Source organism: Comamonas sp. MYb69 (assembly GCF_037479315.1).
In the GTDB taxonomy this organism is placed as follows: Bacteria; Pseudomonadota; Gammaproteobacteria; order Burkholderiales; family Burkholderiaceae_C; genus Comamonas.
In genome coordinates this window covers 409167-434163 of record NZ_JBBGZG010000003.1, presented here as the reverse complement: position 1 = coordinate 434163, position 24997 = coordinate 409167, and the positions used below count along the sequence as shown (strand labels likewise).

General features: G+C 64.9%; 27 protein-coding genes and 1 pseudogene. 10 read left to right on the top strand and 18 right to left on the bottom strand.

What is annotated here, in order from left to right:
* Positions 1-56 precede the first annotated feature (56 nt).
* The 9 genes from era to WH303_RS06195 form a co-directional block, all read right to left on the bottom strand.
* Entirely contained in the window at positions 57-1049 is a 993-nt protein-coding gene (era, locus tag WH303_RS06235) for a GTPase Era (protein WP_021026429.1), read from the bottom strand.
* A 100-nt stretch (positions 1050-1149) separates the two neighbouring features.
* The gene (gene rnc, locus WH303_RS06230; RefSeq protein WP_027010793.1) at positions 1150-1833 is read right to left on the bottom strand and encodes a ribonuclease III; all 684 of its coding nucleotides are present in this window, start codon (positions 1831-1833) and stop codon (positions 1150-1152) included.
* Entirely contained in the window at positions 1834-2202 is a 369-nt protein-coding gene (locus tag WH303_RS06225) for a DUF4845 domain-containing protein (RefSeq protein WP_043339557.1), read from the bottom strand.
* Positions 2203-2227: 25 nt separating this feature from the next.
* The gene (gene lepB, locus WH303_RS06220; protein WP_021026426.1) at positions 2228-3196 is read right to left on the bottom strand and encodes a signal peptidase I; all 969 of its coding nucleotides are present in this window, start codon (positions 3194-3196) and stop codon (positions 2228-2230) included.
* 26 nt (positions 3197-3222) lie between these two features.
* A complete protein-coding gene (gene lepA / locus WH303_RS06215; RefSeq protein ID WP_021026425.1) occupies positions 3223-5031 on the bottom strand; it encodes a translation elongation factor 4 in 1809 nt (602 codons plus the stop codon).
* A 156-nt stretch (positions 5032-5187) separates the two neighbouring features.
* Positions 5188-6138, bottom strand: coding sequence for an MBL fold metallo-hydrolase (locus tag WH303_RS06210; RefSeq protein ID WP_339517430.1), 951 nt, complete (start codon positions 6136-6138; stop codon positions 5188-5190).
* Positions 6139-6203: 65 nt separating this feature from the next.
* Positions 6204-6497, bottom strand: a complete 294-nt coding sequence (locus WH303_RS06205) for a hypothetical protein (protein WP_339517429.1) — start codon at positions 6495-6497, stop codon at positions 6204-6206.
* Positions 6494-6889 (bottom strand): nuclear transport factor 2 family protein, encoded by a 396-nt coding sequence (locus WH303_RS06200; protein WP_312989074.1) that lies wholly within the window; start codon positions 6887-6889, stop codon positions 6494-6496. The genes WH303_RS06205 and WH303_RS06200 overlap by 4 nt, the downstream gene beginning before the upstream one ends.
* 19 nt (positions 6890-6908) lie before the next feature.
* On the bottom strand, positions 6909-7544 hold the full coding sequence (locus tag WH303_RS06195) for a DsbA family protein (protein ID WP_339517428.1): 636 nt from the start codon (positions 7542-7544) through the stop codon (positions 6909-6911).
* A gap of 81 nt (positions 7545-7625) precedes the next feature.
* Here WH303_RS06195 and WH303_RS06190 point away from each other — a divergent pair, with 81 nt between their 5' ends.
* Complete coding sequence (locus tag WH303_RS06190) at positions 7626-8570, top strand: LysR family transcriptional regulator (protein ID WP_339517427.1); 945 nt, start codon at positions 7626-7628, stop codon at positions 8568-8570.
* A gap of 121 nt (positions 8571-8691) precedes the next feature.
* Positions 8692-9264 (top strand): TetR/AcrR family transcriptional regulator, encoded by a 573-nt coding sequence (locus WH303_RS06185; protein ID WP_339517426.1) that lies wholly within the window; start codon positions 8692-8694, stop codon positions 9262-9264.
* Here the strand turns inward: WH303_RS06185 and WH303_RS06180 are convergent.
* The gene (locus WH303_RS06180) at positions 9261-10484 is read right to left on the bottom strand and encodes a multidrug effflux MFS transporter (RefSeq protein WP_339517425.1); all 1224 of its coding nucleotides are present in this window, start codon (positions 10482-10484) and stop codon (positions 9261-9263) included. The genes WH303_RS06185 and WH303_RS06180 overlap by 4 nt on opposite strands.
* 249 nt (positions 10485-10733) lie before the next feature.
* On the opposite strand from WH303_RS06180, the gene WH303_RS06175 reads away from it, so the two are divergent.
* Both WH303_RS06175 and WH303_RS06170 read left to right on the top strand, forming a co-directional pair.
* On the top strand, positions 10734-11345 hold the full coding sequence (locus WH303_RS06175) for a M17 family peptidase N-terminal domain-containing protein (RefSeq protein WP_339517424.1): 612 nt from the start codon (positions 10734-10736) through the stop codon (positions 11343-11345).
* A gap of 225 nt (positions 11346-11570) precedes the next feature.
* Positions 11571-13217 carry an ABC-F family ATP-binding cassette domain-containing protein gene (locus WH303_RS06170; RefSeq protein ID WP_339517423.1) on the top strand — a complete coding sequence of 549 codons (1647 nt, stop codon included), beginning with the start codon at positions 11571-11573 and terminating at the stop codon, positions 13215-13217.
* On the opposite strand, the gene WH303_RS06165 is transcribed toward WH303_RS06170, so the two are convergent.
* Complete coding sequence (locus WH303_RS06165) at positions 13214-13381, bottom strand: hypothetical protein (RefSeq protein WP_339517422.1); 168 nt, start codon at positions 13379-13381, stop codon at positions 13214-13216. The two genes, WH303_RS06170 and WH303_RS06165, sit on opposite strands and share 4 nt — an antisense overlap.
* Positions 13382-13453: 72 nt before the next feature.
* On the opposite strand from WH303_RS06165, the gene WH303_RS06160 reads away from it, so the two are divergent.
* From WH303_RS06160 to WH303_RS06150, 3 genes are all read left to right on the top strand, one after another.
* Positions 13454-14347: a LysR family transcriptional regulator gene (locus tag WH303_RS06160; protein WP_339517421.1), complete on the top strand. Its 894-nt coding sequence runs from the start codon at positions 13454-13456 to the stop codon at positions 14345-14347.
* Positions 14348-14417: 70 nt separating this feature from the next.
* Positions 14418-15332 (top strand): NAD(P)-dependent oxidoreductase, encoded by a 915-nt coding sequence (locus WH303_RS06155; protein ID WP_339517419.1) that lies wholly within the window; start codon positions 14418-14420, stop codon positions 15330-15332.
* A gap of 100 nt (positions 15333-15432) precedes the next feature.
* Entirely contained in the window at positions 15433-15912 is a 480-nt protein-coding gene (locus tag WH303_RS06150) for a ribosomal protein L7/L12 (RefSeq protein ID WP_021026413.1), read from the top strand.
* A 27-nt stretch (positions 15913-15939) separates the two neighbouring features.
* Here the strand turns inward: WH303_RS06150 and yghU are convergent, their stop codons facing one another.
* Positions 15940-16776: a glutathione-dependent disulfide-bond oxidoreductase gene (gene yghU, locus WH303_RS06145; RefSeq protein ID WP_339517416.1), complete on the bottom strand. Its 837-nt coding sequence runs from the start codon at positions 16774-16776 to the stop codon at positions 15940-15942.
* A 263-nt stretch (positions 16777-17039) separates the two neighbouring features.
* Between yghU and WH303_RS06140 the strand changes: the two genes are divergently transcribed.
* Positions 17040-17789 carry a type 1 glutamine amidotransferase gene (locus WH303_RS06140; protein WP_339517415.1) on the top strand — a complete coding sequence of 250 codons (750 nt, stop codon included), beginning with the start codon at positions 17040-17042 and terminating at the stop codon, positions 17787-17789.
* Positions 17790-17855: 66 nt separating this feature from the next.
* On the opposite strand, the gene serS is transcribed toward WH303_RS06140, so the two are convergent.
* From serS to WH303_RS06125, 3 genes are all read right to left on the bottom strand, one after another.
* Positions 17856-19172 carry a serine--tRNA ligase gene (gene serS / locus WH303_RS06135; protein ID WP_021026410.1) on the bottom strand — a complete coding sequence of 439 codons (1317 nt, stop codon included), beginning with the start codon at positions 19170-19172 and terminating at the stop codon, positions 17856-17858.
* A gap of 117 nt (positions 19173-19289) precedes the next feature.
* Positions 19290-20273, bottom strand: coding sequence for a 4-hydroxy-3-methylbut-2-enyl diphosphate reductase (ispH, locus tag WH303_RS06130; RefSeq protein ID WP_021026409.1), 984 nt, complete (start codon positions 20271-20273; stop codon positions 19290-19292).
* A gap of 2 nt (positions 20274-20275) precedes the next feature.
* Positions 20276-20761 carry an FKBP-type peptidyl-prolyl cis-trans isomerase gene (locus WH303_RS06125; RefSeq protein ID WP_230775199.1) on the bottom strand — a complete coding sequence of 162 codons (486 nt, stop codon included), beginning with the start codon at positions 20759-20761 and terminating at the stop codon, positions 20276-20278.
* Between the two features lie 263 nt (positions 20762-21024).
* Between WH303_RS06125 and radC the strand changes: the two genes are divergently transcribed.
* Complete coding sequence (gene radC / locus WH303_RS06120; RefSeq protein WP_021026407.1) at positions 21025-21723, top strand: RadC family protein; 699 nt, start codon at positions 21025-21027, stop codon at positions 21721-21723.
* A gap of 23 nt (positions 21724-21746) precedes the next feature.
* Positions 21747-22379, top strand: a pseudogene (locus WH303_RS06115) (Smr/MutS family protein); the annotation flags it as partial.
* Between the two features lie 169 nt (positions 22380-22548).
* Here WH303_RS06115 and WH303_RS06110 read toward each other — a convergent pair.
* From WH303_RS06110 to WH303_RS06100, 3 genes are all read right to left on the bottom strand, one after another.
* Entirely contained in the window at positions 22549-23664 is a 1116-nt protein-coding gene (locus tag WH303_RS06110; RefSeq protein ID WP_339517414.1) for a M48 family metalloprotease, read from the bottom strand.
* A gap of 66 nt (positions 23665-23730) precedes the next feature.
* Entirely contained in the window at positions 23731-24324 is a 594-nt protein-coding gene (locus tag WH303_RS06105; RefSeq protein WP_339517412.1) for a LemA family protein, read from the bottom strand.
* Positions 24325-24538: 214 nt separating this feature from the next.
* Positions 24539-24937, bottom strand: a complete 399-nt coding sequence (locus tag WH303_RS06100) for a group II truncated hemoglobin (protein ID WP_339517411.1) — start codon at positions 24935-24937, stop codon at positions 24539-24541.
* Positions 24938-24997: the final 60 nt, after the last annotated feature.

Genomic DNA, 24997 nt, shown 5'->3' with positions numbered 1-24997 from the left:
CGCTGGGCGCCAACCGGGCACAGCAGGCGGTGCGCCGGTGTTGCGCCCCTTGGCGCTTATTCGTAGCCGAAGGACTTGACCCGGGCCTCGTCATCGGCCCAGCCGGACTTGACCTTGACCCAGACCTCCAGGAACACTTTGGCGTTAAGCAGCTTTTCCAGCTCCTGGCGTGCCTCGGTGCTGATGCGCTTGAGCTTCTCGCCCTTCTCGCCAATCACCATGGCCTTGTGGCCATCGCGCTCGACAACGATGGTCGCTGCAATGCGCATGAAGCGGCCATGCGTCTTGCTGGGCTCCTCGTCGAACTTGTCGATGACCACCGTCGAGGTATAGGGCAGCTCATCGCCGGTAAAACGGAAAAGCTTTTCGCGCACGGTCTCGGACGCGAGAAACTTCTCGCTGCGGTCGGTCAGCTCTTCCGGTCCGTAGAACCAGGCCTGCTCGGGCAGGTACTTTTCGCAGATGCCGAACAGGCGCTCGATATCGCCCTTGTTCTTGGCCGACATCGGCACGAACTCGGCAAAGGGATGGCGCTCCTGCATGTCGCGCAGCCAGGGCGCAATCTCATGGCGGCGGTGCACGGTGTCGAGCTTGTTGGCAATCAGCAAGGTCGGAATGCCGGGCTTGAACAGCGACAGCACCTTGGCGTCGGCCAAGGTGAAACTGCCCGCTTCCACGACAAACAGGATCAGGTCGACATCGCCGATGGCGCCCATCACCGTCTTGTTGAGCGACTTGTTCAAGGCGCGCGAGTGGCGGGTCTGAAAGCCCGGCGTATCGACAAACACGAACTGGGTGTTGTCCTTTGTGCGGATACCGGTGATACGGTGGCGCGTGGTCTGCGCCTTGCGCGAGGTGATCGAGATCTTCTGGCCGACCAGCGCATTCATCAACGTGGACTTGCCCACATTGGGCTTGCCGACGATGGCAATCAGGCCGCAGCGCTGCGGGCCGGTAGGTGCTGCGGGTGCGGCGGGCGCCTCGGTCTGGCCGGCATCGGGGGCGCTGACGCGGGCTACAGTCGCGCCGGGCTTGGCGGCTGCCAGCATCGCGTCCAGGTCAGAGAGGGTCTGGCCCGAAGGCAACAGCTCTGCAGGTTCTTGGCCAGCAGCGCTTGGAGATGGGTTTTTTTTCGAGATCATAAAAAGCTTAGCGATGCTGGGTCTGCAGTTGTTGCAACATGATGGCGGCTGCCGCCTGCTCGGCCGCACGGCGCGATGCGCCAGCGCCTTCGCTGCGGGCCTGGAAGGCCGGCACCACACAGTCGACATGGAAGGTCTGCGCATGCGCAGCCCCGGTTGTGCCGGTCACCACGTACTCCGGCACCGATTTCTTGCGTGCCTGCAGCCACTCCTGCAGCGCCGTCTTGGCATCCTTGGATGCGGCGGGCATGTGCTGCGAGATTTCGACACGCTCATAGAGATGATGCACGATCGCCTCGGCCTGCGTGTAGCCGGCATCCAAGTAAACCGCTCCAATAATCGCCTCGACCGCATCGGCGAGGATCGAGGGGCGCTCACGCCCGCCCGATTTGGACTCGCCTTCGCCCAGGCGCAGCACCTTGGCCAGCTGCAGGCGCAGCGCAATCTGGTGCAAGGTGTCTTGCTTGACCAGGTTGGCGCGCATGCGCGAGAGCTCGCCCTCCGGGGTGCCCTTGAGCTTCTGGAACAGCATCGTCGATACCGCCAGGCCCAGCACCGAGTCGCCCAGAAACTCCAGGCGCTCATTGTGATCCGCACAAAAACTACGGTGCGTTACCGCTCGCTGCAGCAACGCACCGTTCGCAAAAGAATACTGCAGGCGTTCCTGCAATCGACTGAGTTCTGATTCCACCTACTTCACACTATCGTTAAAACGGAAGACCAGAAAGGCTGGCCCGTACAAGGGGATGTCCCGCTCGTAGCTGTAGGACACCACAATCTTGCCGTCCGTGTCTTTGGTCACTTCCAAATCCTTGGCATTGACCGAGGTCATGTCATCAATCGCCTGCGAGCGCTCATAGATGGCGCGCACTTCCTGCACCGTCGTGCCCTGGCGGGCCGCCTTGACGGCGGCCTTCTTGATGTTCATGTTCTCGATCACGATCGGGACTGCCTTGCTGCCCACAATGGCCAGGGCCACGATGATGAAACCCCAGAGCACCACACCGATGAACGACATGCCGCGCTGGCGCTGCCGGGGTGCTTGTTTCATAGCCTGCATAGTCAATCCCTCTTAGAAAACTTTTTTAGTTAAACGGTCCGATACGCTTGATGTTACCGAAATTCATCCAGACAAAGAAGGCCCGGCCGACAATATTGGCATCCGGCACAAAGCCCCAGTAACGGGAATCCAACGAGTTGTCGCGGTTGTCGCCCATCATGAAGTAATGGCCTTCGGGCACCTTGCAGGTCACGCCCTCGACGCTGTAGCGGCAGTTGTCCTTGTACTTGAAGTCCGTCACGCCCTGCACGAAGTTGGGCACGTCCGGGTTGATGATGGAGCGGTGTGGCTTGTCGCCCAGCTGCTCTTCAATCTGCTTGAAGTAGCGCATCGCATCCTGCTCGAAGTAATCGGGCTGGTTGGTCGTCGGCACCGCCTTGCCATTGATGGTCAAGCGCTTGTTGATGTAGGCCACCTCATCCCCGGGCACACCGACCACACGCTTGATGTAGTCCATGCTCGGCTGCGGCGGGTAGCGGAACACCATCACATCGCCGCGCTTGGGCGCCGTGCCTTCGGTGATCTTCTTGTTGATCACCGGCAGGCGCACCCCATAGGTGAACTTGTTGACCAGGATCAGGTCGCCCACCTGCAAGGTGGGAATCATCGAGCCCGAAGGAATCTTGAAGGGCTCGAACAGGAAGGAGCGCAGGATGAAGACCACGGCGATCACCGGGAAGAGGCCTGCGGTCCAGTCCAGCCACCAGGGCTGCATCAGAAGGCGCGTCTTGCCCTCTTGCACATCGTCGCCGTCGACCTTGGTGATGCCCTGGGCATCGAGCTGCCGGCGCCGCTCGGCCGCCGAGGCCTCGAGCTGGGCAGCGGCCGCCTGGCGCCGGGGGAAGAAGTAAAAGCGCTCTGCCAGCCAGTAGGCGCCGGTGATCACCGTGGCCAAAAACAGCAGCAGTGCAAAATTGCCTTCGATGGCGCCGCTGTACCAGGCGCCCATATAGGCCACAAAAGCGGCCAGAATCAGTGTTGTCAGGAGTTGCATAGCGTTGTTCTTGGCTTCTTCTCTTCTTAATCGTCCACTTGCAAGATCGCCAGGAACGCCTCTTGGGGCACTTCCACCGAGCCGATCTGCTTCATGCGCTTCTTGCCGGCCTTCTGCTTTTCGAGCAGCTTGCGCTTACGCGTGATGTCGCCACCATAGCACTTGGCCAGCACGTTCTTGCGCATGGCCTTGACCGTTTCGCGGGCGATGATGTTGGCACCAATCGCCGCCTGGATCGCCACATCGAACATCTGGCGGCTGATGATTTCGCGCATCTTGGCCACCACCGCACGGCCACGGTAGACCGACTGCGAGCGGTGCACGATGATGGACAGCGCGTCCACCTTCTCGCCGTTGAGCAGAATGTCGACCTTGACCACGTCGGAGGCCCTGTATTCCTTGAACTCGTAGTCCATCGAGGCATAGCCACGCGAGACCGATTTGAGCTTGTCAAAGAAGTCCAGCACGATCTCGCCCAGTGGCATCTCATAGGTGAGCATCACTTGGCGGCCGTGGTAGGCCATGTCCATCTGCACACCGCGCTTCTGGTTGGCCAGGGTCATCACCGGGCCGACATAGTCCTGGGGCATATAGAGGTGCACGGTCACGATGGGTTCGCGCACCTCTTCGAGACGGCCGGCATCGGGCATCTTCGAGGGGTTTTCCACATCGACGAGTTCGCCATCGGCCTTGAGCACCTGATAGACCACGCTGGGCGCGGTGGTGATCAGGTCCTGGTCGAACTCGCGCTCCAGGCGCTCCTGCACGATTTCCATGTGCAGCAGGCCCAGGAAGCCGCAGCGGAAGCCAAAGCCCAGCGCCTGCGAGACTTCGGGCTCGTAGTGCAGCGCCGCGTCATTGAGCTGGAGTTTTTCCAGCGCATCGCGCAGCTGGTCGTATTCGGAGGCTTCGGTCGGGTACAGGCCGGCAAACACCTGGGATTTGACTTCCTTGAAGCCTGGCAGAGGCGCGCTGGCCGGGCCCAGGTTGTTGGGCAGCTTCTTTTCCAGGGTGATGGTGTCGCCCACCTTGGCGGCCTTGAGCTCCTTGATGCCGGCAATGATGTAGCCCACCTCGCCGGCCCTGAGCACATCGCGCGACTCGTTGGCGGGCGTGAACACGCCCAGGCTGTTGGCTTCGTAGGCCGCGCCGGTGGCCATCATCTTGAAGCGCTCGTTCTTCTTGAGCTGGCCATCGACCACGCGCACCAGCATCACGACGCCCACATAGGGGTCAAACCAGCTGTCCACGATCATCGCGCGCAGGGGCGCCTCGGGCTCGCCCTTGGGTGGCGGCACCTTGGCCACCACGGCTTCCAGAATTTCTTCAATGCCCATGCCGGTCTTGGCCGAGCAGGGAATCGCATCGCTCGCATCAATGCCGATCACATCCTCGATCTCGGCCTTGGCATTGTCCGGGTCTGCATTGGGCAGATCCATCTTGTTGAGCACCGCGAACACTTCCACGCCCAGGTCCAGCGCGGTGTAGCAGTTGGCCACCGTCTGGGCTTCGACGCCTTGGGAGGCATCGACCACCAGCAGCGCGCCTTCGCAGGCCGACAGCGAGCGCGAGACTTCATAGGAGAAGTCCACGTGGCCGGGGGTGTCGATCAGGTTGAGGTTGTAGACCTTGCCGTCCTTGGCCTTGTACTGCAAGGCCGCCGTCTGCGCCTTGATCGTGATGCCACGCTCTTTCTCGATGTCCATCGAGTCCAGCACCTGTGCCTCCATGTCGCGCTCGGCCAGGCCTCCGCAATACTGGATCAGGCGGTCCGCCAAGGTCGACTTGCCATGGTCAATATGGGCAATGATGGAAAAATTACGAATGTGCTGCATTAACAAACAACGGAAAAAGGCCTGGAATCTGGCGCGCACGCCAAAGGGGCTGGAGATTCCAGCCAAAACACGCATTGTAGGCAAAAAGCAATGCACCCCGGCGGGGATGGCTCGATCCCGCCGGGGTGCCACTCGATAAGGCCTGTCAAGCCTTCATCAGTGCCACTGCATCTCGCCCTTGGCGACCTTGGCGCTCAGCGCCAGGCCTTCGAGGCCGCCCAGGTTGGGGAAGCGCTGCTTCATCGCCGCTTCCAGCGCCGCGCCGTCCTTGGCCTTGGCTGTTTCCTCGTCAAAGGCGCGGATGTAGTCGGCGGTAAAGTCCACAGCCGCCGTGCCAGTGGGCATCGCGCCTGCAAAGTGGCCGGGGATCACGACCTCCGGGTTCAATGCCTTGATGCGCGCCAGCATCGCCAGCCAGTCGCTGTGCGACTGCGGTGTCTGGGTATCGGCCATCCAGACATGCTCACCGGCCAGCACCGGGATGCCACCGGCCACCGTCTTGATCGACGGAATCCAGACCACGGTGCGGTCGGGTGTCGGGCCATCAAGGCCGATCAGCTGCAAGGCCTGGCCATCGACCTGCAGGCTGTCGCCTTGCAGCGGCTGGGGCACCACCAGCTGCTTGGGTGCGTTCTCGCCCAGCTGCGGCCCCCAGACCTTGAGCTTGGCATCCTTGGTGGCCTCGATATGGGCAATGGTCTGCGGTGTGGCCACCATCTTGGCCTCGGGGAACGCGGCCTGCAGGGTGTCCAGACCAAAGTAGAAGTCCGGGTCACCATGGCTGATATAGATAGTCGTCAGGCGCTTGCCGGTGGCCTTGATCTTGTCGGCCAGCTTGCGCGCCTGCTCGGCTGAGAACTGCGCATCGATCAGCAGCACCTCGCTCTTGCCCTGCACCAGCACCGAGGACACGGCAAAGATCGCCTGCTCGCCCGGGTTGAAGACCTCGGTGCGCAGGGCAGCTTGCTGGGTGTCGGCCGGCGCGGGGGCTGCCGGCGCACTGGCGGCTGGCGCAGCAGGCGCCGATGCCGTGCTGCTGCGCTCACAGCCGGCCAACAGGGCAGCGGCCAGTGCGCAGGCCGACAGGGTGTAGTAGCGTTGTTTCATGGTCATGTTTGCTTTCAAAAGAGGCTCAAAGAAAGGGGGCACAGGCGAGGCTGCACCCCAGGGATTCAGACATCGGCAGCGATGCGCTCTGCAATAGCTTGCGCAATCGCCGCCTGCAGCTTTTCCAACTCCAGGGCCAGACTCTCGCGCTGGCGAAAGCGCTTGCCGGCGCGCTCATACCAGTTCTCGGCGTCTTCCAGATCGCCTTCCTGCAAGTGCACGATGCCGTGCAGCCAGGCGGCCAGCAGGCCCGGGTAGCGCTGCACGCCATCGTGGGCGGCACGCCAGTGGCCCGCTTGCAGCTGGGCCGCCAGCACTTGCAGCTGGCGCAGTTCGTCGGCGCTGTGCATGGCCGTCATGGCTGCATCGCTTGCAGCATGGCGGCGCTGTCCACCACCTGCTCCATGCGGATGATCTGGCCATCGCGCAGCTGGTAGAGGTGCGAAAAGCTCGCCTCCATCGCTTTGCCACTGGCGCGGTGGGTGCCGCTGTAGCGGCCAAAGGCGGCCACCCGGTCACCATCGGCCAGGTAGGTATGCACCTGAACGCCGAACACCGCCCAGTCGCTGCCAATCCTTGCAAAGACACCCTCCACGATCTGCGCAGCGCCCACATACTGGCCCGCATAGGGCGAGCCTGCTGCCTCGATCCACAGCACCTCGGGCGCCAGCGCGGCCATCAAATGGCGGGCGTTGTCCTCGGGGCTGCCTTCATAGGTGGCGGCAATGGTGTCCAGGTTGCTGGTGGTCATACAGAGTCTCCGTACAGATTCAGGCGGCCAGCCACTGCGCCACAAAGGCTTCGGGCTTGGAAAAAGCGGTGCTTGCGTTGAGCAGCTGGCGCTGGCCATTGCGCTCCAGCACAAAGCTGGGCACGCCTTGGGCGCCCAGCTCGCGCATCAGCTGCCGCGCCTGGGCCATGCGGACATTGTTGGCCTCCAGCAAAGCGGCATCGGGCTGCGCCAACCGGGCAGCCGCACCATGCAGGCCCAGGCCGCGCAGCAACTCCAGCAACACCGGGATGGCCGTGTTGTCCAGCCCATCGACATAGCGCGCATGCTGTATCGCCTTGAGCGCTTCGGCCTCGCGCTGTGGCGCGGTCAGGTGCACGGCAGTCAGCGCGACGGTGGCCGGGCCGCTGTCAAACATCTGCTGGGGCTTGTCCAGCACCTCGCTACGGTAGCGCTGGCTAAAGGGCTGGCCGGTCAGGCGCTCGATACGCTGGTCATTGCTCCAGGCATAGGCCGCAAAAGCCTCATCCATGGGGCGGGCCCCCTCGCCCGAGAAAAGGCCGCTGGGCAGCAGCTGCAGCTGCTCGCCAGCTCGCTGCACCAGGCTTTCCAGCAGCGGGCCCGCGCCATAGCACCAGCCGCACAGGGGGTCAAGAATGTAGTACAGACGTTTCATATCTATTCCATATCAAAGGCAATGCCGCCATAGTAGGCGCTTTGAATTGACAAATAAATAGATATCAAATAGATAATCCGTATGCAAAAAGCAAACAATGTCGACGAGGCCAGCCTTGGCCACTTCTCCAACCTCAAGCGCCTGGCCTATTTCAGTGCGGTGGTCGAGACCGGCAGCTTTACCGCCGCCGCCGAGCGCCTGGGCATCACCAAGGCCGTGGTCAGCCAGCAGGTGGCGCGGCTGGAGGCCGACTTCCGCACCAGTCTGCTGACGCGCAGCACGCGCAAGGTGGCCCCCACCGATGCGGGCCAGGCCTTCTACCAGCGCTGCGCACTGATCCTCAAGGAAGCGGCAGACGCGTTTGACGAGCTGGCCCAGAGCGCCGAGGCACCCTCGGGCACCTTGCGGCTGACCGCCCCGCTCGACTACGGCATCGCCGCCATCGTGCCGGCAATTACCGCGTTCTGCCGCCGCTACCCGCAGTGCAAGGTCGATGCATCGCTCAGCGACCAGTCGCTGGATTTGATGGACGGCCAGGTAGAGCTGGCCATCCGCGTGGGCTGGCTCACTGAGCTGCATCTGCAGGCACGCCAGATCGGCAGCTTTCGCCAGCTGCTGGTGGCCGCACCCGCCTGGCGCAGCCAGCTGTCCGGCATCCTGGAGCCCCAGCAGTTGAGCGCCCTGCCCTTTATCGCCAACACCGCGCTGCGCGAACCGCTGCACTGGAGCTTTTCGCGCAATCCGCTGGAGCGCCAGAATGTCAATATGCCCTCGGTGCTGTCGCTCAACGCCACCATGGCCGTGCGCGAGGCCGTGCGCCACGGCGCAGGCCTGTCGGTGCTGCCCGACTATGCCGTCGCCGACGACCTGCACAGCGGCCGGCTGCTGCAGGTGCTACCCGATTGGAAGCTGCCCTCGGGTGGCATCCATGCGGTGTTTCCGGCCGCGCGCTTTCGCCCGGTCAAGGTGCGCGCCTTTGTCGAGCTGCTGCAGGAGCAACTCGCTGCCAGCGCCGATTCGCGATGAAGCCCTGCGCAAGCCGCGTCCCCTCGTACCCGAACCCCACTTAGCCGAGGGCCTCTAAGCCGAGCGCCTCTAAGCCGAGCGCCTCTAAAATACCACTGGTGTATACGCAGGAGAGCATGATTTGACCGCCGCCCGACTCCAGGAAGCCGCCCTGGCCCGCTTTGCCCAACAAGGCTTCGATGGCAGCTCGCTGGCCGAGATCGCTGGCGATGTCGGCATCAAAAAGCCCTCTATCTATGCGCACTTTCGCAACAAGGACGAGCTCTACCTGAGCCTGATCCCGTTGATGGTCGAGGCCGAGCTGGACTTTGCGCGCAGCGTCTTTGGCAGCAGCAAGCCGGTCAAAAAGCGCATCTACAGCTACCTGCAAAGCATCCATACGCGCTACGAAGCCTCCTTCCGTGTCCAGTTCTGGATGCGCGCGCTCTACACGCCGCCGGGCCACTTGCACGACCAGGTCATGGCGCAGATGCATGTCTTCATGGACGAGCTCGAAGCCATCATCCATTCAGCGATTGCGCCCTCCGATCTCCTGCCCAATGCGCAAGGCTTGAGCAGCGCCGTGCTGGTCAAGACCTGCATGGCACTGATCGACAGCCTGCAGGTCGAGCTGACCTATGGCGGTGCCAAGAAGTTCAAGCAGCGGCTGCAAGCCCTGTGGGCGGTGTTTGAAGCGGCCACTGGCAAGCGCTAGCCCCGCGCCGCGGCAGTACGGCCGGCATTGAAAGGCCGCACTGCCCAGCCGCAGCACAGCAGCCCCAGCACCCCGCAGAGCACCAAGGTCAGCGGCAAGGGCAGCAGGCCCGGGGTCACCAGGCTCAGCGCCAGACCCACACAGGCGCTCAGCAAGTACTGCAGGCTTCCCATCAAGGCAGAGGCCACGCCCGCCTGACCGCCCGCCTGCGCCATGGTCAGCGCCGTGAGGTTGCCAAATACCAGCCCCAGCGACCAGATGGCCAGCGCCAACAACGCGGCATACAGCCACAGCGGCGCGGCCCCCGACAGGCTGCATGCCACCAGTACCAGGCCCATGGCGGTATGCCAGGCCAAGCCCAGCACCAAAATCCGCTGCTCGGACCAGCGCCGCTGCAGCCACATGCCCAGCTGCCCGGCCAGCATGAGGCCCACCGCATTCGATGCAAAGAAGTAGCTGAAGTAGGTGGGCGTCCAGCCAAAGTGCTCTATCAGCACAAAGGGCGATGCGCTGATATAGACAAACAAGGAGCCCAGCACAAACCCACCGGCCAGCGCATAGGCCAGAAAAGGCCGGTTGCAGCACTGGCGCCAGTAAGCCCGAAAGATGGCGCTCAGCTGCAGCGGCGCGCGCCGCTCCGGCGCCAGTGTTTCAGCGATTGCACGCCAGCCCCATGCGGTGCCCAGCGCCGCAATCAGCGCCAGCACCCAGAAGATCGAGCGCCAGCCAGCATGGGCCAGCAAAAAGCTGCCGATCACCGGCGCCAGAATTGGCGCAACCATCATCACCTGCATCAGCACCGAAAACACCCGGGCCGACTCCTGCACCGTATAGACATCGGAGACGATGGCGCGCGGCGCCACCAGGCCGGCTGCCGCCCCCAGAGCCTGCAAAAACCGCGCAAACAACAGCCACTCCAGGCTGCCCGCCATCGCGGCCATGGCCGAGCCCGCCACAAACACCAGCAAGCCGATGAGCAGCGGCATGCGCCTGCCAAAGCGATCGAGCAAAGGGCCATAGAGTGCCTGGCCCAAGGCCAGCCCGACCAGAAACACCGACAGCGTCTGCTGCACCTGCCCGGGCGATACCGCCAACTGCTGGGCGACCACCGGGAACGCGGGCAGATACATGTCGATGGCCATCGCATCCAGGGCGGTGATCATCGCCAGCAGAAAAATAAATGACCCGCCAAAGGACCGTTTGTCCGCAGCAACCCCCATACACACCTCTTCAACAACCTAACGATAGGTAGGCAATTTTAGTGGTGCTGAAAGGCCGTACAGAATATGCTGACAAATGCCCCTGCTGCGGCCCTTGCTGCGCCCATTTCCTCAACCCATTCCTCCCCAGGCGATGCAAGGGCTCCGGCGCGTACTGCAGCAGCCTGCCAGGCCGCTTGGTAGGATGGGCCGAGAACCCCTGTGGCATCCAGCCGCAGTGCAACCCCACCCGAGAGGAGATTCCCCCCAATGGCAACAGCAGCAGTAGAACGTGGCGATATCGGCCAGTACCGTGGTGTGCGCCTCGAACTGGTCACCGTCGATGCCACCGGCGCGCAGGTCGATCTCTCCTGCGCCTGCATGTTTACGCATGAAGTGGACCACCAGCCCTTGGCCGGTGGCCTGGCCAACCTCGATGCCGCCCTGGGCGGCCAGCTGGCCCAGGCCCGGCGTGATGGCGCCTTCCGCGCCCAGCCGCTCGAGACGCTGCTCATCACCCCGCCTGCGGGCGCCGCGCAAGCCGCTGCCATCCTGGTCATCGGCATGGGCCACCCCGAGGACTGGAGCCCGGCCACCAGCGCGGCCGCCGTGGCCTGCGCACTGCGCGTTGGCCAGTTGCGCGGCGCGCGCAGCGTCGCGATCGCGCCCAGCATTCTGGACACCGGCATCCACTCCGATGAAGACGTCAACGGCCCCATGCTGCATGGCTTCAAGACCCAGCTCGATGCCCTGCACCAGCTGCACAGCCTGGGGCTGGCGCCCGCGCCTGCGATAGGGCACTGGGTGTTTGACACCGGTGCAGCCCACTACCCGCACAAGCTGCAGCAGTACCAGCAAGCGTTTGCATCCATGATGGGCTGAGGGTCTGCCGGCCGCAGCCTTGACCGCTGCGGCATGCGGCCTACAATGGGCCGCTTCTTTACCTGTGCGAGGTCTTCTACCCATGCGCCATTGATGCTGCCGTCTTGCTGACGGCCCCACGTCCCGCCCCTTGATCGCAGCGGCTGCCCCGTCTAAGGGGTGCCCAGGCTGCAGGCTCACCAGCCATGGCGCGGGGATGTTCGGCATCAATGACATCGCACAGGTATGACAGACACACATTTGGCGCTGCATGGCGTCTCCTATTCGCTGCCGCAAGGCCGGCCACTTTTCTCCGATCTCCACGCCCGCTTTGACCGCCAGCACACCGCGCTGGTCGGCCGCAATGGCGTGGGCAAAACGGTGCTCGCACGGCTGCTGGCAGGCGAGCTCGAGCCGACGCGCGGCCGTATCAGCCGCGCTGGCCGCATCCACTACCTGGCGCAGAACCTGCTGGTGCAGCACCCAGAGCAAAGCATTGCCGCGCTGGCCGGCCTGGCGCCTGCGCTGGCGGCCTTGCAGCGCATCGAGCAAGGCAGCAGCGACCCGCAGGACTTTGCCCTGCTGGCCGAGCGCTGGGATCTGCGCCAGCAGTTCCAAACGCTGCTGCAAGACAGCGGCTTGCCCGCGCTGCCTGCAGAGACCCCGGCCAGCGCATTGAGCGGCGGCCAGGCGATGCGCGTGGCGCTCTTGGGCGCGCAACGGGCCCAGCCCGATTTTCTGATTCTGGACGAGCCCAGCAACCACCTCGATGCCGCTGGCCGCGCCGCACTGGCGCAGCGCCTGCAGCACTGGCCCGGCGGCCTGCTGCTCATCAGCCATGACCGGCGCCTGCTTGCGCAGATGGAGACGATCGCCGAGCTGAGCAACCAGGGGCTGCAGCTGTACAGCGGCTCCTTTGGCGGCTACCAGCAGGCCCAGCAGCAGCGCACGCAACTGGCGGCGGATGCACTGGCCCGCAGCAAACAGGAGCGCAAACGCAGCGAGCAAGCGCTGCGCGCACAGCAAGAGCGGCAGGAGCGCAGGCAGGCCAGAGGCGCAAAAGAGGGCAAGCAAGCCAACCAGGCCAAGATCTTGCTGGGCGGCGCCAAGCAGCGCGCAGAGGCCACGTCAGGCAAACTGCTGACCCAGCATGCCGCTGCGCGTGAGGCTTTGCATGCCCGCGTCAGCGAAGCGGCCCAGGCCATAGCCTGGCAGGCCGGCCCCCTCCACTGGCAGCTGCCGCCCGAGGCCTTTGGCCGGTGCCGCAACAGCGATGCCATCGTTGCCGAGCTGCAGGCGCTGCAGTCACCACGCCTGCCTGGCGCGCAGCCACTGAACCTGCAGCTGCGCGCGGGCCAGCGCCTGGCCATTACAGGGCCCAATGGCAGCGGCAAAAGCAGCCTGCTGCAGATCCTGGCCGGCCAGTTGGCCCCCAGCGCCGGACAGCGGCAAGTGCATGTGCCCTGGGCCATGCTGGACCAGCAGCAAAGCGGGCTGGACCCGGCGCGCAGCCTGCTGGCCCAGCTGCAGCAAAGCAACTGCCAGACACCGGAGGGCGTGCTGCGCATGCGCCTGGCGCAGCTGGGGCTCGATGCGCGCTGCATTCTGCAGCCCAGCGGCCAGCTGAGTGGTGGCGAACGGCTCAAAGCGGCGATGGCCTGCGCGCTGTACCGCGATGCCCCCGCGCAGCTCTTGCTGCTGGACGAGCCCGACAACCACCTGGACCTGCCCGCGCTGCAAGCGCTGGAGGACATGCTGCGCAGCTACCCGGGCTGCCTGGTAGTTGTCTCGCACGATGAGGCGCTGCTTGATGCGCTGGCGCTGACGCACCGGCTGGCGCTCGATGGCGACCGCTGGCAGATGGCGCCATGGAGAAGCGATGCGCCCATTTAGCCACCGCCTGGCGGCACCCGGAAGTTCTCGCTGATGTGGCGCTCGGCGCGCTGGCACAGGTCCAGCCAGCCATGCCAGCGCTGGGCCAGCCAGCTGCGCGGCAGCTTGGCCACCGGTGGTGGCGGATGGGGCAAGGAGTCAGGGAGTGGTCGAGGGTTTTGCATGGACACCGATGCTCGGCGCCGGCCAGACTTCTGTAAAGTTGAATTTCCTATGCATTCACTTCAGAAAAACTGATGCGAAACCTGAACCTCGACCAGGTGCAAACCTTGGTCGCCATTGCCGATCTGGGCACCTTTGCCGCGGCGGCACAGGCGCTGCACCTGTCGCCACCCGCCATCAGCCTGCATATCAAGGAGCTGGAGGCGCGCATGGACACGGCCCTGCTGCTGCGCGGCCGGCGCCAGGCGGTGCTCACGGCAGCGGGCGAAGTGCTGGTGGCCCACGGCCGCAAGCTGCTCGATGCCAGCGATGAGCTGATCGACCTGGTGCAGCGCCGCGCCAGTGGCCGCGAAGGTCTGGTCAAGGTGGGGGTGTCGGCAGGGGTCAGCACACGCCTCTTGCCGATGATGCTCGAGCAACTCAGCCAGCGCAGCCCGGGCGTGGAGGTCAAGCTCGAAGCGGTGGGCTCGGCCGATGCGATGCAGCGCCTGCGCGCGGGCTCGCTGGATGTGGCGATTGTGGCCAGCCCCCAGCCCAGCAGCGCCGAGATTGTGCTCACGCCCTGGCGCAATGACCCGATGGTGGTGCTGCTGCCCGCCGCCTGGAAGGCGCCCAAGCGGGTGACGCCGGACTGGTTGGCGGACAAGCGCTGGGCCTCGTTCGCGCCGGCCACGCAAATGCATGGGCTGATTGCCGGCTGGTTCGGTCAGGCAGGCCACCATCCCCGGCCATTTCTCACGCTCAGCTACCCCGGCGCCCTCAAAAGCCTGGCGGCGGCCAGCCAAAGCGCCGTGATCCTGCCGCTCGAAGAGGTCGAAGACCAATTGCATCTGCCTGGCGTGCAGGTGCGCCAGCTCTGGCCCCGGCTGATGCGCCCCATGGCCGTGGCCCACCGCCGCGATGGCAGCCACAACCCGGCAGCCGCTGCAGTGCTGGAGGTGCTGGCCGCCTTTGCGCTGCCCCGCTGATGTCCTGTGGTTGACAGGGGCCAGCACCCCACGCCTGCCATCATGGCTGCATACCAACAAGGAGACATGCATGGCAGACAAGATCGGTTTTATCGGCCTGGGCCGCATGGGCAAGCCCATGGCCGCCAACCTCGTCAAAAAGGGTTTTGCACTGGTTGTGCATGACCTGAACCCGACAGCGGTCAAGGACCTGGTCGCGATGGGCGCGCACAGCGCCGGGGTGGCCGAGCTGGCCCGCGACTGCAGCATCATCGTCACCATGCTGCCCTCGTCGGTCGAGGTGGAGCAGACGGCGCTGGGCGAGGGCGGCATCTTTGCGCATGCGCAGCCCGGCAGCATTCTGATGGACATGAGCACCATCGACCCGCTGGCCACCGACCGGCTGGCCCAGCAGGCCGCTGCCAAGGGCCTGACGATGGTGGATGCGCCCGTGGGCCGCCTGGCCGAGCATGCCGACCGGGGCGAATCGCTCTTCATGGTGGGCGCGAGCGATGCCGATCTGGCCCGCGTGCAACCCTTGCTCGACGCGATGGGCACCACCACGCACCACTGCGGCCCGGTGGGCACGGGCGGGCGCACCAAGCTGGTCAACAACTACCTGGCTGTCACCCTGACCCAGGTGAATGCCGAGGCGCTGGCGCTGTCGCAGCGCTTTGGCCTCGATATCACCAAGACCTTGCAGGTGCTGCTGGGCACCTCGGCCACCAATGGCCAGCTGCGCATGAACTTTGCCAACAAGGTGCTGCAGGGTGACACCACGCCGGGCTTCACGATCGACCTTGCCCACAAGGACATGTCGCTGGTCGTCGCTGCCGCCCATGCCAGCAAGGTGCCCATGCCGGTGGCCGCTGCCGTGCATGAGTCCTACAGCCTGGCCCGCGCCAGCCAGCACGGCGGTCTGGATTTCTCCGGCATGGCCGATGTGCTCTGCGGCCTGGCCGGCATTGACAAGCCGCGCGTACCCAAGGGATGGACACCCGGCTAAGGCGCTGATCCGGGAGGCTGTAATGTCAGCCTCCGTCCTATAAGCACAGCCGCGCAAACGGGGTACAAAGGCTGCTGCTCCACCATCCGCAGCCTTGCCCATGTCCGCTCCCATTCCCGCCCATATCGCGTCGCTTTGGCGCAATAACGACAAGATTGCCGCCATCAAGCGCCTGCGCGAAGAAACCGGCATGGGCCTGGCAGAAGCCAAGCATGCGCTGGAATCACAGCTGGATGGCGGCGACGGCCATGAGCCACCCCGCGAGGGTGCCGCGCTGCGCGCGGCCATCGAAGCAGCCTTGGCCCGGGGCGACAAGATCGTCGCCATCAAGCTACTCCGGGATGCAACCGGCATCGGCTTGAAGGACGCCAAGGACCGGATTGAATCGGGCGACCCGCAGCAATGGCTGGTCGAGGCCCATTTGCCCAACACCCCCAGCCACCCAGCGCCCGCAGATACCGCAGCCTGGATGGCCCCCGGCCATGAACCGGGCCGGGTGCAAAGTTCGGGCGCCTGGACGGCGGTGTTCGTGGTGGTGCTGGTCCTGGTGCTGGCGGGCTGGTACTTCTGGCGCGCCTGATCCTAGCAGCGCACGCCAGCTTCTGAATCAGCGCAGAAAGTCCGCTGCGCTGTGCCGCTCAGGCATCGGCGAGCTACCGCGTACCTTGTTGACCCGCTGGCCGCGTTGCACCGCAGGGCGCTGCGCGATCTCATCGGTCCAGCGGCGCACATGCTGGTAGGACTCGACATCGAGGAACTCGGCCGCGTTGTAGACCTCATTGTTCAGCAGCGCGCCATACCAGGGCCAGGCGGCCATGTCGGCAATGCTGTAATCCTGCCCAGCAATAAAGCGCTGCTCGGCCAGTTGGCGGTTGAGCACATCGAGCTGGCGCTTGACCTCCATCGCATAGCGGTTGATCGGGTAGGCTATCTTCTCTGGCGCATAGGCATAGAAGTGGCCAAAGCCGCCGCCCAGAAAGGCCGCACTGCCCACCTGCCAGAACAGCCAGTTCAGCACCTCGGTGCGGGCAGCGCCCTCCTTGGGCAGGAACTGGCCAAACTTCTCGGCCAGGTGCAGCAGGATGGAGCCCGACTCGAACACGCGCACAGGCGTGCTGCCACTGCGGTCAAGCAGCGCGGGGATCTTGGAGTTGGGGTTGACCTCGACAAAGCCGCTGCCAAATTGGTCGCCTTCGCCGATATTGATCAGCCAGGCGTCGTACTCTGCCTCGGCAATGCCCAGCTCCAGCAGCTCTTCGAGCATGATCGTCACTTTGACGCCATTGGGCGTGCCCAGCGAATACAGCTGCAAGGGGTGCTCGCCCACGGGCAGCTGCTTGTCATGCGTGGCGCCCGCTTCGGGGCGGTTGATATGGGCAAAAGCGCCCCCATTGCCTTTGTCCCAGGTCCAGACCTTGGGCGGTTGGTAGGCTTGATCCGACATGCTTTACCTCAGCTTTCTGTGTAGGGCTGGGGCCCACCGCTGCGGCCCGGCGGGGTGCGGGCGCAACTGCGGTAAGGCCACCTGCTGCCGATCATAGAGAGGAGCCCGGCGCGCTGCAGCGGTGCCTAAAAAGACCACAACGCAGGTTGCCGCCCCTTGACGCCATCTTGATGCCAGCCCGCGCAGTCTAGATATGCGCTCAATGCCGGGCTTTCTACAGTGGAGGCCTCATCACCCAAGGCTTGACCTGCAAGCCAGCCTCCATGAAACCTGTCGCCATCCTCCAGCATGAAACCTCGCAGGGCCCGGGCGTGCTGCTTGCGCATTTGCAGCAGCAGGGCATCCCCTGTGCATTGATCAGGCCCTGCAACGAGGGCATCGCAGCGATGCGCGCGCGTGACTACCGGGGCATCGTTGTGCTCGGCAGCAACCATTGCGCCAATGAGCAGCTGCGCTGGATCGAGCAGGAGCGCTGCCTGCTGCAAAGCGCCCTGGCGGTGGACGTGCCCGTGCTCGGCCACTGCTTTGGCGCGCAGATGCTGGCCCGTGCGATGGGCGCGCGCGTCTGGCGCAACCCCTGCGCCAACATCGGCTGGAGCCGCGTCTGGGTCACGCCCCAAGCCCAAGAACAGATGGACTTGCCCGCCGAGGCCACCCTCTTCAACTGGCACTACGACAGCTTTGAGATTCCACCAGGCGCCACCCGCAGCATGTACGGCCGCCGCTGCCTGAACAAGGGCTTTGTGCATGGGCGGCACTGGGCCTTCCAAGGCCATCTGGAGGTCACCGCCCAGAGCGTGCGCGACTGGTGCGATGAAGGCGCGGCCGAGCTGCGCAGCGCCGCTGGCCCCGCCGTGCAAAGCCGGGCACAGATCCTGGCGCAATTGCCCCAGCACATCCGCCAGCTGCACCAGATCGCCGCGCGCAGCTACAGCGCCTGGATGGCACAGCTGCCGCGCCCGCGCCTGTTTTACATGCCGGTGTGGGGAGAGGCGCGCCTGGCGCTGGCATAAGTCAGCGCCCACAAAAAAGCCGGTGCATCGCTGCACCGGCTTTGGACGAGGGAGAGCCTAAAAAACTTAGACCTTCAGCACGGCCACGCCGCCCAGGTAGGGCTGCAGCGCTTCGGGCACGGTCACCGAGCCGTCGGCATTCTGGTAGTTCTCCAGCACGGCCACCAGGGTGCGGCCCACGGCCAGGCCCGAGCCGTTCAAGGTGTGGACCAGCTCGTTCTTGCCTTGCGCGTTCTTGAAGCGGGCCTGCATGCGGCGGGCCTGGAAGGCTTCGCAGTTGCTCACCGAGCTGATTTCGCGGTAGGTGTTCTGCGCGGGCAGCCAGACTTCCAGGTCATAGGTCTTGGCAGCGCCAAAGCCCATGTCACCGGTGGACAGCGCCAGCACGCGGTACGGCAGGCCCAGGCGCTGCAGCACGTCTTCGGCGTGGCGCGTCATCTCTTCGAGCGCCTCGTAGCTCTTGTCCGGGTGCACCACCTGCACCATCTCGACCTTGTCGAACTGGTGCTGGCGGATCAGACCACGCGTGTCGCGGCCGGCCGAGCCCGCTTCCGAGCGGAAACAGGGGCTGTGCGCCGTCAGCTTGATCGGCAGCTGGTCTTCGCTCAGCACTTCGTCGCGCACCAGGTTGGTCAGCGGCACTTCCGAGGTCGGGATCAGGTAGAGCGCGGCGGTATCGGGCACCGGCTCGGCGTCTTGGCCGCCCTTGTTGGCAGCAAACAGGTCCTGCTCGAACTTGGGCAGCTGGCCCGTGCCCTTGAGCGAGTCGCTGTTGACGATGTAGGGCACATAGCACTCGGTGTAGCCGTGCTGCTCGGTCTGCAGGTCAATCATGAACTGCGCCAGCGCGCGGTGCAGGCGGGCGATCGGGCCCTTCATCACCGTAAAGCGCGAGCCGGTCAGCTTGACGCCGGCCTCAAAGTCCAGGCCCAGCGGCGTGCCGACATCGACATGGTCCTTGATCTCGAAATCAAAGCTGCGCGGCGTGCCCCAGCGGCGCACTTCGACGTTGGCCGATTCGTCCTCGCCCACCGGCACGCTTTCGTGCGGCAGGTTGGGCACGGCCACCAGCATGGCCTGCAGCTCGGCCTGCAGTTCATCGAGGCGCGTGGCCGACTGCTCCAGCTCGGTCTTCATCGCGGCCACATCGGCCTTGGCCGCTTCGGCCGCGTCCTTTTCGCCCTTGCCCATCAGCATGCCAATTTGCTTGGACAGCTGGTTGCGCTTGGCCTGCAGCTCTTCGGTGCGGGTCTGGATGGTCTTGCGCTCTGCCTCCAGCGCCTTGAAGGCCTCGACATTCAAAAACGCCTGGGGGCTCTTGCGGGTCTGCAAACGGGCGATGACCGAGTCCAGGTCTTTGCGAAGCAACAAAATATCAAGCATGAATTACCTCTTGGGGTGGGGCAGCGCCTAGGCCTGCCCAATGAAAGGGGGTGGAGGTGGGCGCTGCCCACCGCGATCAAGGGGGAGTGGACGAGCCGCCAGGCCACAAGGCCTCGTTCAGCGACCCGTCTCCGGAGATCGTGCAGAAATCTCCAGCCCGCCGACATCGATTTTCAGGCCCTTGGGCAGCGGGAATTTCACCGTTTCCTCGATGCCATCCATCTTGCGCACCGAGGTCGCGCCCAGCACCTTGATGCGCTCGATCACCTGCTTGACCAGCACCTCGGGGGCCGAGGCGCCCGCCGTCAGGCCCACGCGGGCGATGCCGTCAAACCATTCGGGCTGGAGCTCGTCAGCGTTGTCCACCATATAGCCCGGCGTGCCCAGCTTGACGGCCAGCTCGCGCAGGCGGTTGCTGTTGGAGCTGGTGGGGCTGCCCACGACGATCACCAGGTCCACCTGGCTGCTCATCACCTTGACGGCATCCTGGCGGTTCTGCGTCGCGTAGCAAATATCTTGCTGCTTGGGCTCGCGGATCTGCGGAAAGCGCAGCTTGACGGCAGCGGTGATCTCGGCGGCATCGTCCACGCTCAACGTGGTCTGGGTCACCACCGCCAGTTTGTCGGTCTGGCTGGGGTGGACATGGGCCACATCGCCCACCTCTTCGACCAGGTGGATGCCTTCGGACAGCTGGCCCATCGTACCCTCGACCTCGGGGTGGCCCTTGTGGCCGATCATGATGAACTCATAGCCCTCTTTGGCCAGCTTGGCTACTTCGACATGGACCTTGGTCACCAGCGGGCAGGTGGCATCGAAAATGCTAAAGCCTCGGCGCTCGGCCTCCAGTTGCACAGCCTTGCTCACGCCATGGGCCGAGAAGATCAAGGTCGCGCCTGGCGGCACATCGTCCAACTCTTCAATGAAGATCGCACCCTTGGCCTTGAGGTCGTTGACCACATAGGTGTTATGCACGATCTCGTGGCGCACATAGATGGGCGCGCCAAACTTCTCGATCGCGCGCTCGACGATCTCGATCGCCCGGTCCACACCGGCGCAAAAGCCACGCGGCTCGGCCAATACGATTTCCTGGGGCCGCAGCATGCTCAGAGCACCCCGATCAGCTGGACTTCAAAGGTCACCGGCTGGCTGGCCAGCGGGTGGTTGAAGTCGAATTGCACCGCGCCATCGTCGCGCACCTGCATCGCCACACCGGCGTAGGTGCTGGCACCATCGGGGGTGGGGAACTGCACCACATCGCCCAGCGTGTACTGCTCCATCGGGTCGCCCAGCTCGTTGAGCAGGCGGCGCGCCACCCACTGCACCATCTCGGGGTTGCGCTCGCCAAAGGCTTCGCCAGCGGGCACGTGGAAGGTGGCATGCGTACCCTCGGGCAGACCCAGCAGCAGGTTCTCGACCGCAGGCGAGAGCTCACCCATGCCCAGCGACAGGGTCGCGGGCTTGCCTTCAAAGGTGTTGATCACATCGCCCGCCGGGCCAGCCAGGCGGTAGTGCAAGGTCAGAAACGATCCGGGTTGTACCACTGGCGCATCAACAGGCAGCGGCGTCACGGGGGCCATCGGAGTAGTCATGCAAATCCCTATAAACTGGGGTGTATTGTAGGTTGTAGGGTGAAACCCCTGCATGCAACCTATATCAAAAGATGCCCGGCAGAACCCGACCCCACGGGGAGTTTTGCCCGGACACAAGGCCACCGGCCGACAGCGAACCTCCAGGAGTGCCGATGAACACCCATCTTTGCTGCCTTGCCCCTGCCTGCGCATGGCATGCACCGCCCCTGCCCCGCCCGACTGGCGCCCACCCTGTGACCGGCCAGCCGGACTGAAAGGACTGCATGCCCCTCAAAGACCTCCCCAGTGACTGCCAGCCGCGCGAGAAACTGCTCGCCAAGGGCGCGGGCGCTCTGACCGATGCCGAGCTGCTGGCCATTGTGCTGCGCACCGGCATGGCCGGCAAAAGCGTGCTGCAATGGGCCGCTGAACTGCTGGCCCCGCGCCAGCCCGATACCACCGGCAGCTTTGGCGGCATCAACGGCCTGCTGCAGGCCAGCAGCGCCGAACTCTCCCAGGTCAAGGGCCTGGGCCCGGCCAAGCGCGCCGAGCTGATCGCGGTGCTGGAGCTGGCTCGCCGCGCGATGGCCCAGCAATTGCAGCAGCGCAGCCTGCTTGGCAGTGCCTCCACCGTCAAAGCCTATGTGCAGCTGCACCTGGCGCACAAACAGCATGAGGTGTTTGCCGTGCTGTTTCTCGACAGCCAGCACCAGCTGATTGCGCTGGAGGAATTGTTTCGTGGCACCCTGGGCCAGGCCAGCGTCTATCCGCGCGAAGTGGTGGTGCGGGCGCTGCACCACCACGCTGCAGCGGTCATCTTGGCGCACAATCACCCCAGCGGCCAGGTCACGCCCAGCCAGGCGGACCAGCAACTCACACAGAGCTTGCAGGCCGCCTTGTCCCTGGTCGATGTGCGTGTGCTGGACCATATTATTGTTGGGCCCGGAGCAGCACTGTCGATGGCCGAGGAAGGTGAGATGTGAGTAAGCAGGACAAAACCGGCAGCATGGCATCCCTGCGGGAGCTCAAGCAGCTGCGCAAGGCGCTGACGGCCTTGCAGGCCGAGCAGGCGGCCCAGCGCCAGCTGCAGGAAGCCGCCCGCCAGCAGGCGCTGCGCCAGAGCGAGCGCGACCGCCAGCTGTTTCGCCAGACCGTGGGCGCCGTGCGCCCGCTGCCCAGCAGCGGCCAGATCAGCACTGAAACGCCTCCGCCCGATCCGCTACCGCTGCAGCACTGGGCCGACGAGCAGCGCGTGCTGCTCGAAGCGATGAGTGACGAGTTCGACGCCAGCACCTTGCTCGACACCGACGACCAGCTGAGCTTTCGGCGCAAGGGCATTGGCCGCGATGTGGTCCACAAGCTGCGCGCCGGGCACTGGACCATCCAGCGCCAGATCGACCTGCATGGCCTGCGCACTGACGAGGCGCGCCAGGCGCTGGGCAGCTTTATCCGCCAATCACAGCGCCAGGGGCTGCGCTGCGTGCGCGTGGTGCATGGCAAGGGCCTGGGCTCGCCCGGGCGCATGCCGGTGCTCAAAGGCCGGGTGCACAGCTGGCTGGTGCAGAAAAACGAGGTGCTGGCCTTTGTGCAGGCGCGCCCGGCCGATGGCGGCGCCGGCGCCCTGGTGGTGCTGCTGCGTGCCGCATCGATGGCGGCCAGCGCCGTCAATGTAGCCGATGCGCTGCTGCAGATGCAGGCACTGGCCCAGCAGGCTGCAGCCGTGCCTGCACCCGACCCGGTGGCCCAGCAGGTCGCATCCTGGGCGGCGCAGTACCGCAGCGCCAAGCCCAAGCGTTGACAGCTAGCTTTTAAGAAGCCCCGGGCTTGCCCTGCGGCAAGGGGGCGCTGAAAGGATTTACCCAGCGCTTGTCCGGGTCCTGCAGCGGTAGCGCCTCGCGCGCTTCGTCGTCGCCATAGATGCGGGCGATCCGCTCTTCCAGGCTGGGGTGGCTGGCCAGCCAGCGCGCGCCGCCCAGGTGCCAGAAGTCATGCATCTCTTCGATGCTGTGCACCTCCAGCAGCAGCATGTGCTCCATCAGCGGTGAATAGGCCCCGGCTGCGCCGCCACGGGGCTGCAGGGCATCGGCCTGCAACGGGTAGTCCTGCTGCCACAGCGCCTTGCGCAGCACGCGGCCCAGGCCATCGGGGTTGCGGGTCCACTGCACGGCGCGGGCATCGGCCAGGTATTCGCGCTGGCGCGATACGGCCGCCTTGAGCGCCTGCGCCGCCAACCAGCCCAGCCAGCCCACGGCCATCAGCGGCCGGCCAAACAGCGACACACCGCGCTCGACCCAGTCGCGCCCGTAGTTGAACAGCATCTCCAGCCCGAACACATAGCCGGCCAGCTCCATGTTGAGACGCGTATCGCCCTCGTGCAGATGGGACAGCTCATGCGCGACCACGCCCTTGAGTTCGTCGCGGCTGAGGTATTCCAGCGCGCCCATGGACACCACGATCACCGCATCCTCAGCTTCCCAGGCGGCGGCAAAGGCATTGAGCGAGCGGTCACGCGGCAGCACCATGGCCTGGGGCCGCTGGGCGCCGGCGGCAATGCACAGCTCCTCGACAATGTTCTGGTACTGCTGCTCGGCATGCGATACCGATGGGCGCAGCTCGCGCGCGCCCAGCTGCCTGGCCAGGTACAGGCCGCCCTGGCGCAGATTGCTGCGCTTGATCCAGGCGCCGCCCAGCACCATCAGGCTGACGATGCCGATATTGGTGGCCAGAAAACCGGCCGGGTAATGCACGGCGACCTGCTCCAGCCGCAGTTGGCTGAAGGCTACTGCCACCAGCGCGGGCGTCCAGAACACCAGCGCCAGCACCAGGTGCACGCCCAGCGCAATGCCCAGCACCAGCAGCGCAAAAGCGGCCACCAGGCCCCAGGTGCGGCGCCTTGCGCTGGCTTGAAAATCCCAGAAGTTCATGTCTGCGCCGCTGCGGCCTCACAGCGCAGCGCGCCGCCGTGGTCTTGGGCCGCGGCCTTCATCGGCTTAGAACTGCACGCGAACGGCTTCGCGCTCCTGGGCATTTTGCGTCGATTGCAGCATCGGCATCGCATGAAAGCCCAGCATCGAGGCCACCACAATCGCCGGGAAGGCGCGCGAAGCGTTGTTGAATGCCAGCACCTGGTCGTTATACGCCTGGCGCGCATAGCCAATGCGGTTTTCGGTGCTACCCAGCTCTTCGCTGAGCGAGCGCATCGTGTCATCGGCCTTGAGGTCCGGGTAGCTTTCGGTCAGCACCATCAGGCGGCCCAGGGCGCCGCCCAGCGCGCTCTCGGCGGCCACCATGGCATCGGCCACCTCTGGTTTGCTGGGGGCTGCGCGCAGCGCACTGGCCGCTGCCTGGGCCTGGCCACGCGCGCGGATCACCGCTTCCAGGGTCTGGGACTCGTGCTCCAGGTATTTCTTGGCCACCGCCACCAGGTTGGGCACCAGGTCGTAGCGGCGCTTGAGCTGCACATCGATTTGCGCCAAGGCATTGCTGGTGCGGTTGCGCAAGGCCATCAAGCGGTTGTAGACCAGCACGCCCCAGACCAGCAAGGCGGCCACCAGCGCCGAAACCACTATCAAATTGGTATTCATAACCCTCATCCACCCTCTTCGTTTTTAGTGGCTCGATTATGGGCCAAAGCGCTGCGGCGCCCCAATAGGGAATGCAAACCAGCGTGGACGTTGCATTTTGCGAACCCGGTGCATGACAGAAGTCAAGAAATCAGGTAATGGGCGGCGGGCCGCCCGCGGCAGACGGGGCGCTGCACAGAATGCCTGCGCAACCCAGCAGCGGCTCGGGTCTGGGTCAGCGGTTGCGCATCCAGTCCGCAGTCTGGAAAAAGCTCTGGCCCAGGCGGCTGCGCAGTTTCTCATCGACGCAGACATCGCCCATCGCCTGGTCCATGCAGGCCAGCCACTGGTCGCGCTCCAGAATGCCGATCGAAAACGGCATATGGCGCATGCGCAGGCGCGGGTGGCCAAAGCGCTGCTGGTAATGGTCGGGGCCGCCCAGCCAGCCGCAGAGAAACCAGAACAGCTTGTCGCGCGCATCCTGCAAGCTGCTGCCATGGGCGTCCCGCAATTCCTTGTAGCCGGGCTCCAGGTCCATCAGGTCATAGAAGCGGTCCACCAGCGCCCGCACCTGGCCCTCGCCGCCGATCCATTCAAAAGGGGTGTCAAACGGGGGCTTTTCTTCGATGTGCATAGAGGGCTCTCAGGGTACGCAGGGGCAGAGGATCAGGCAGCGGGCGCTGCGCCTGCACAG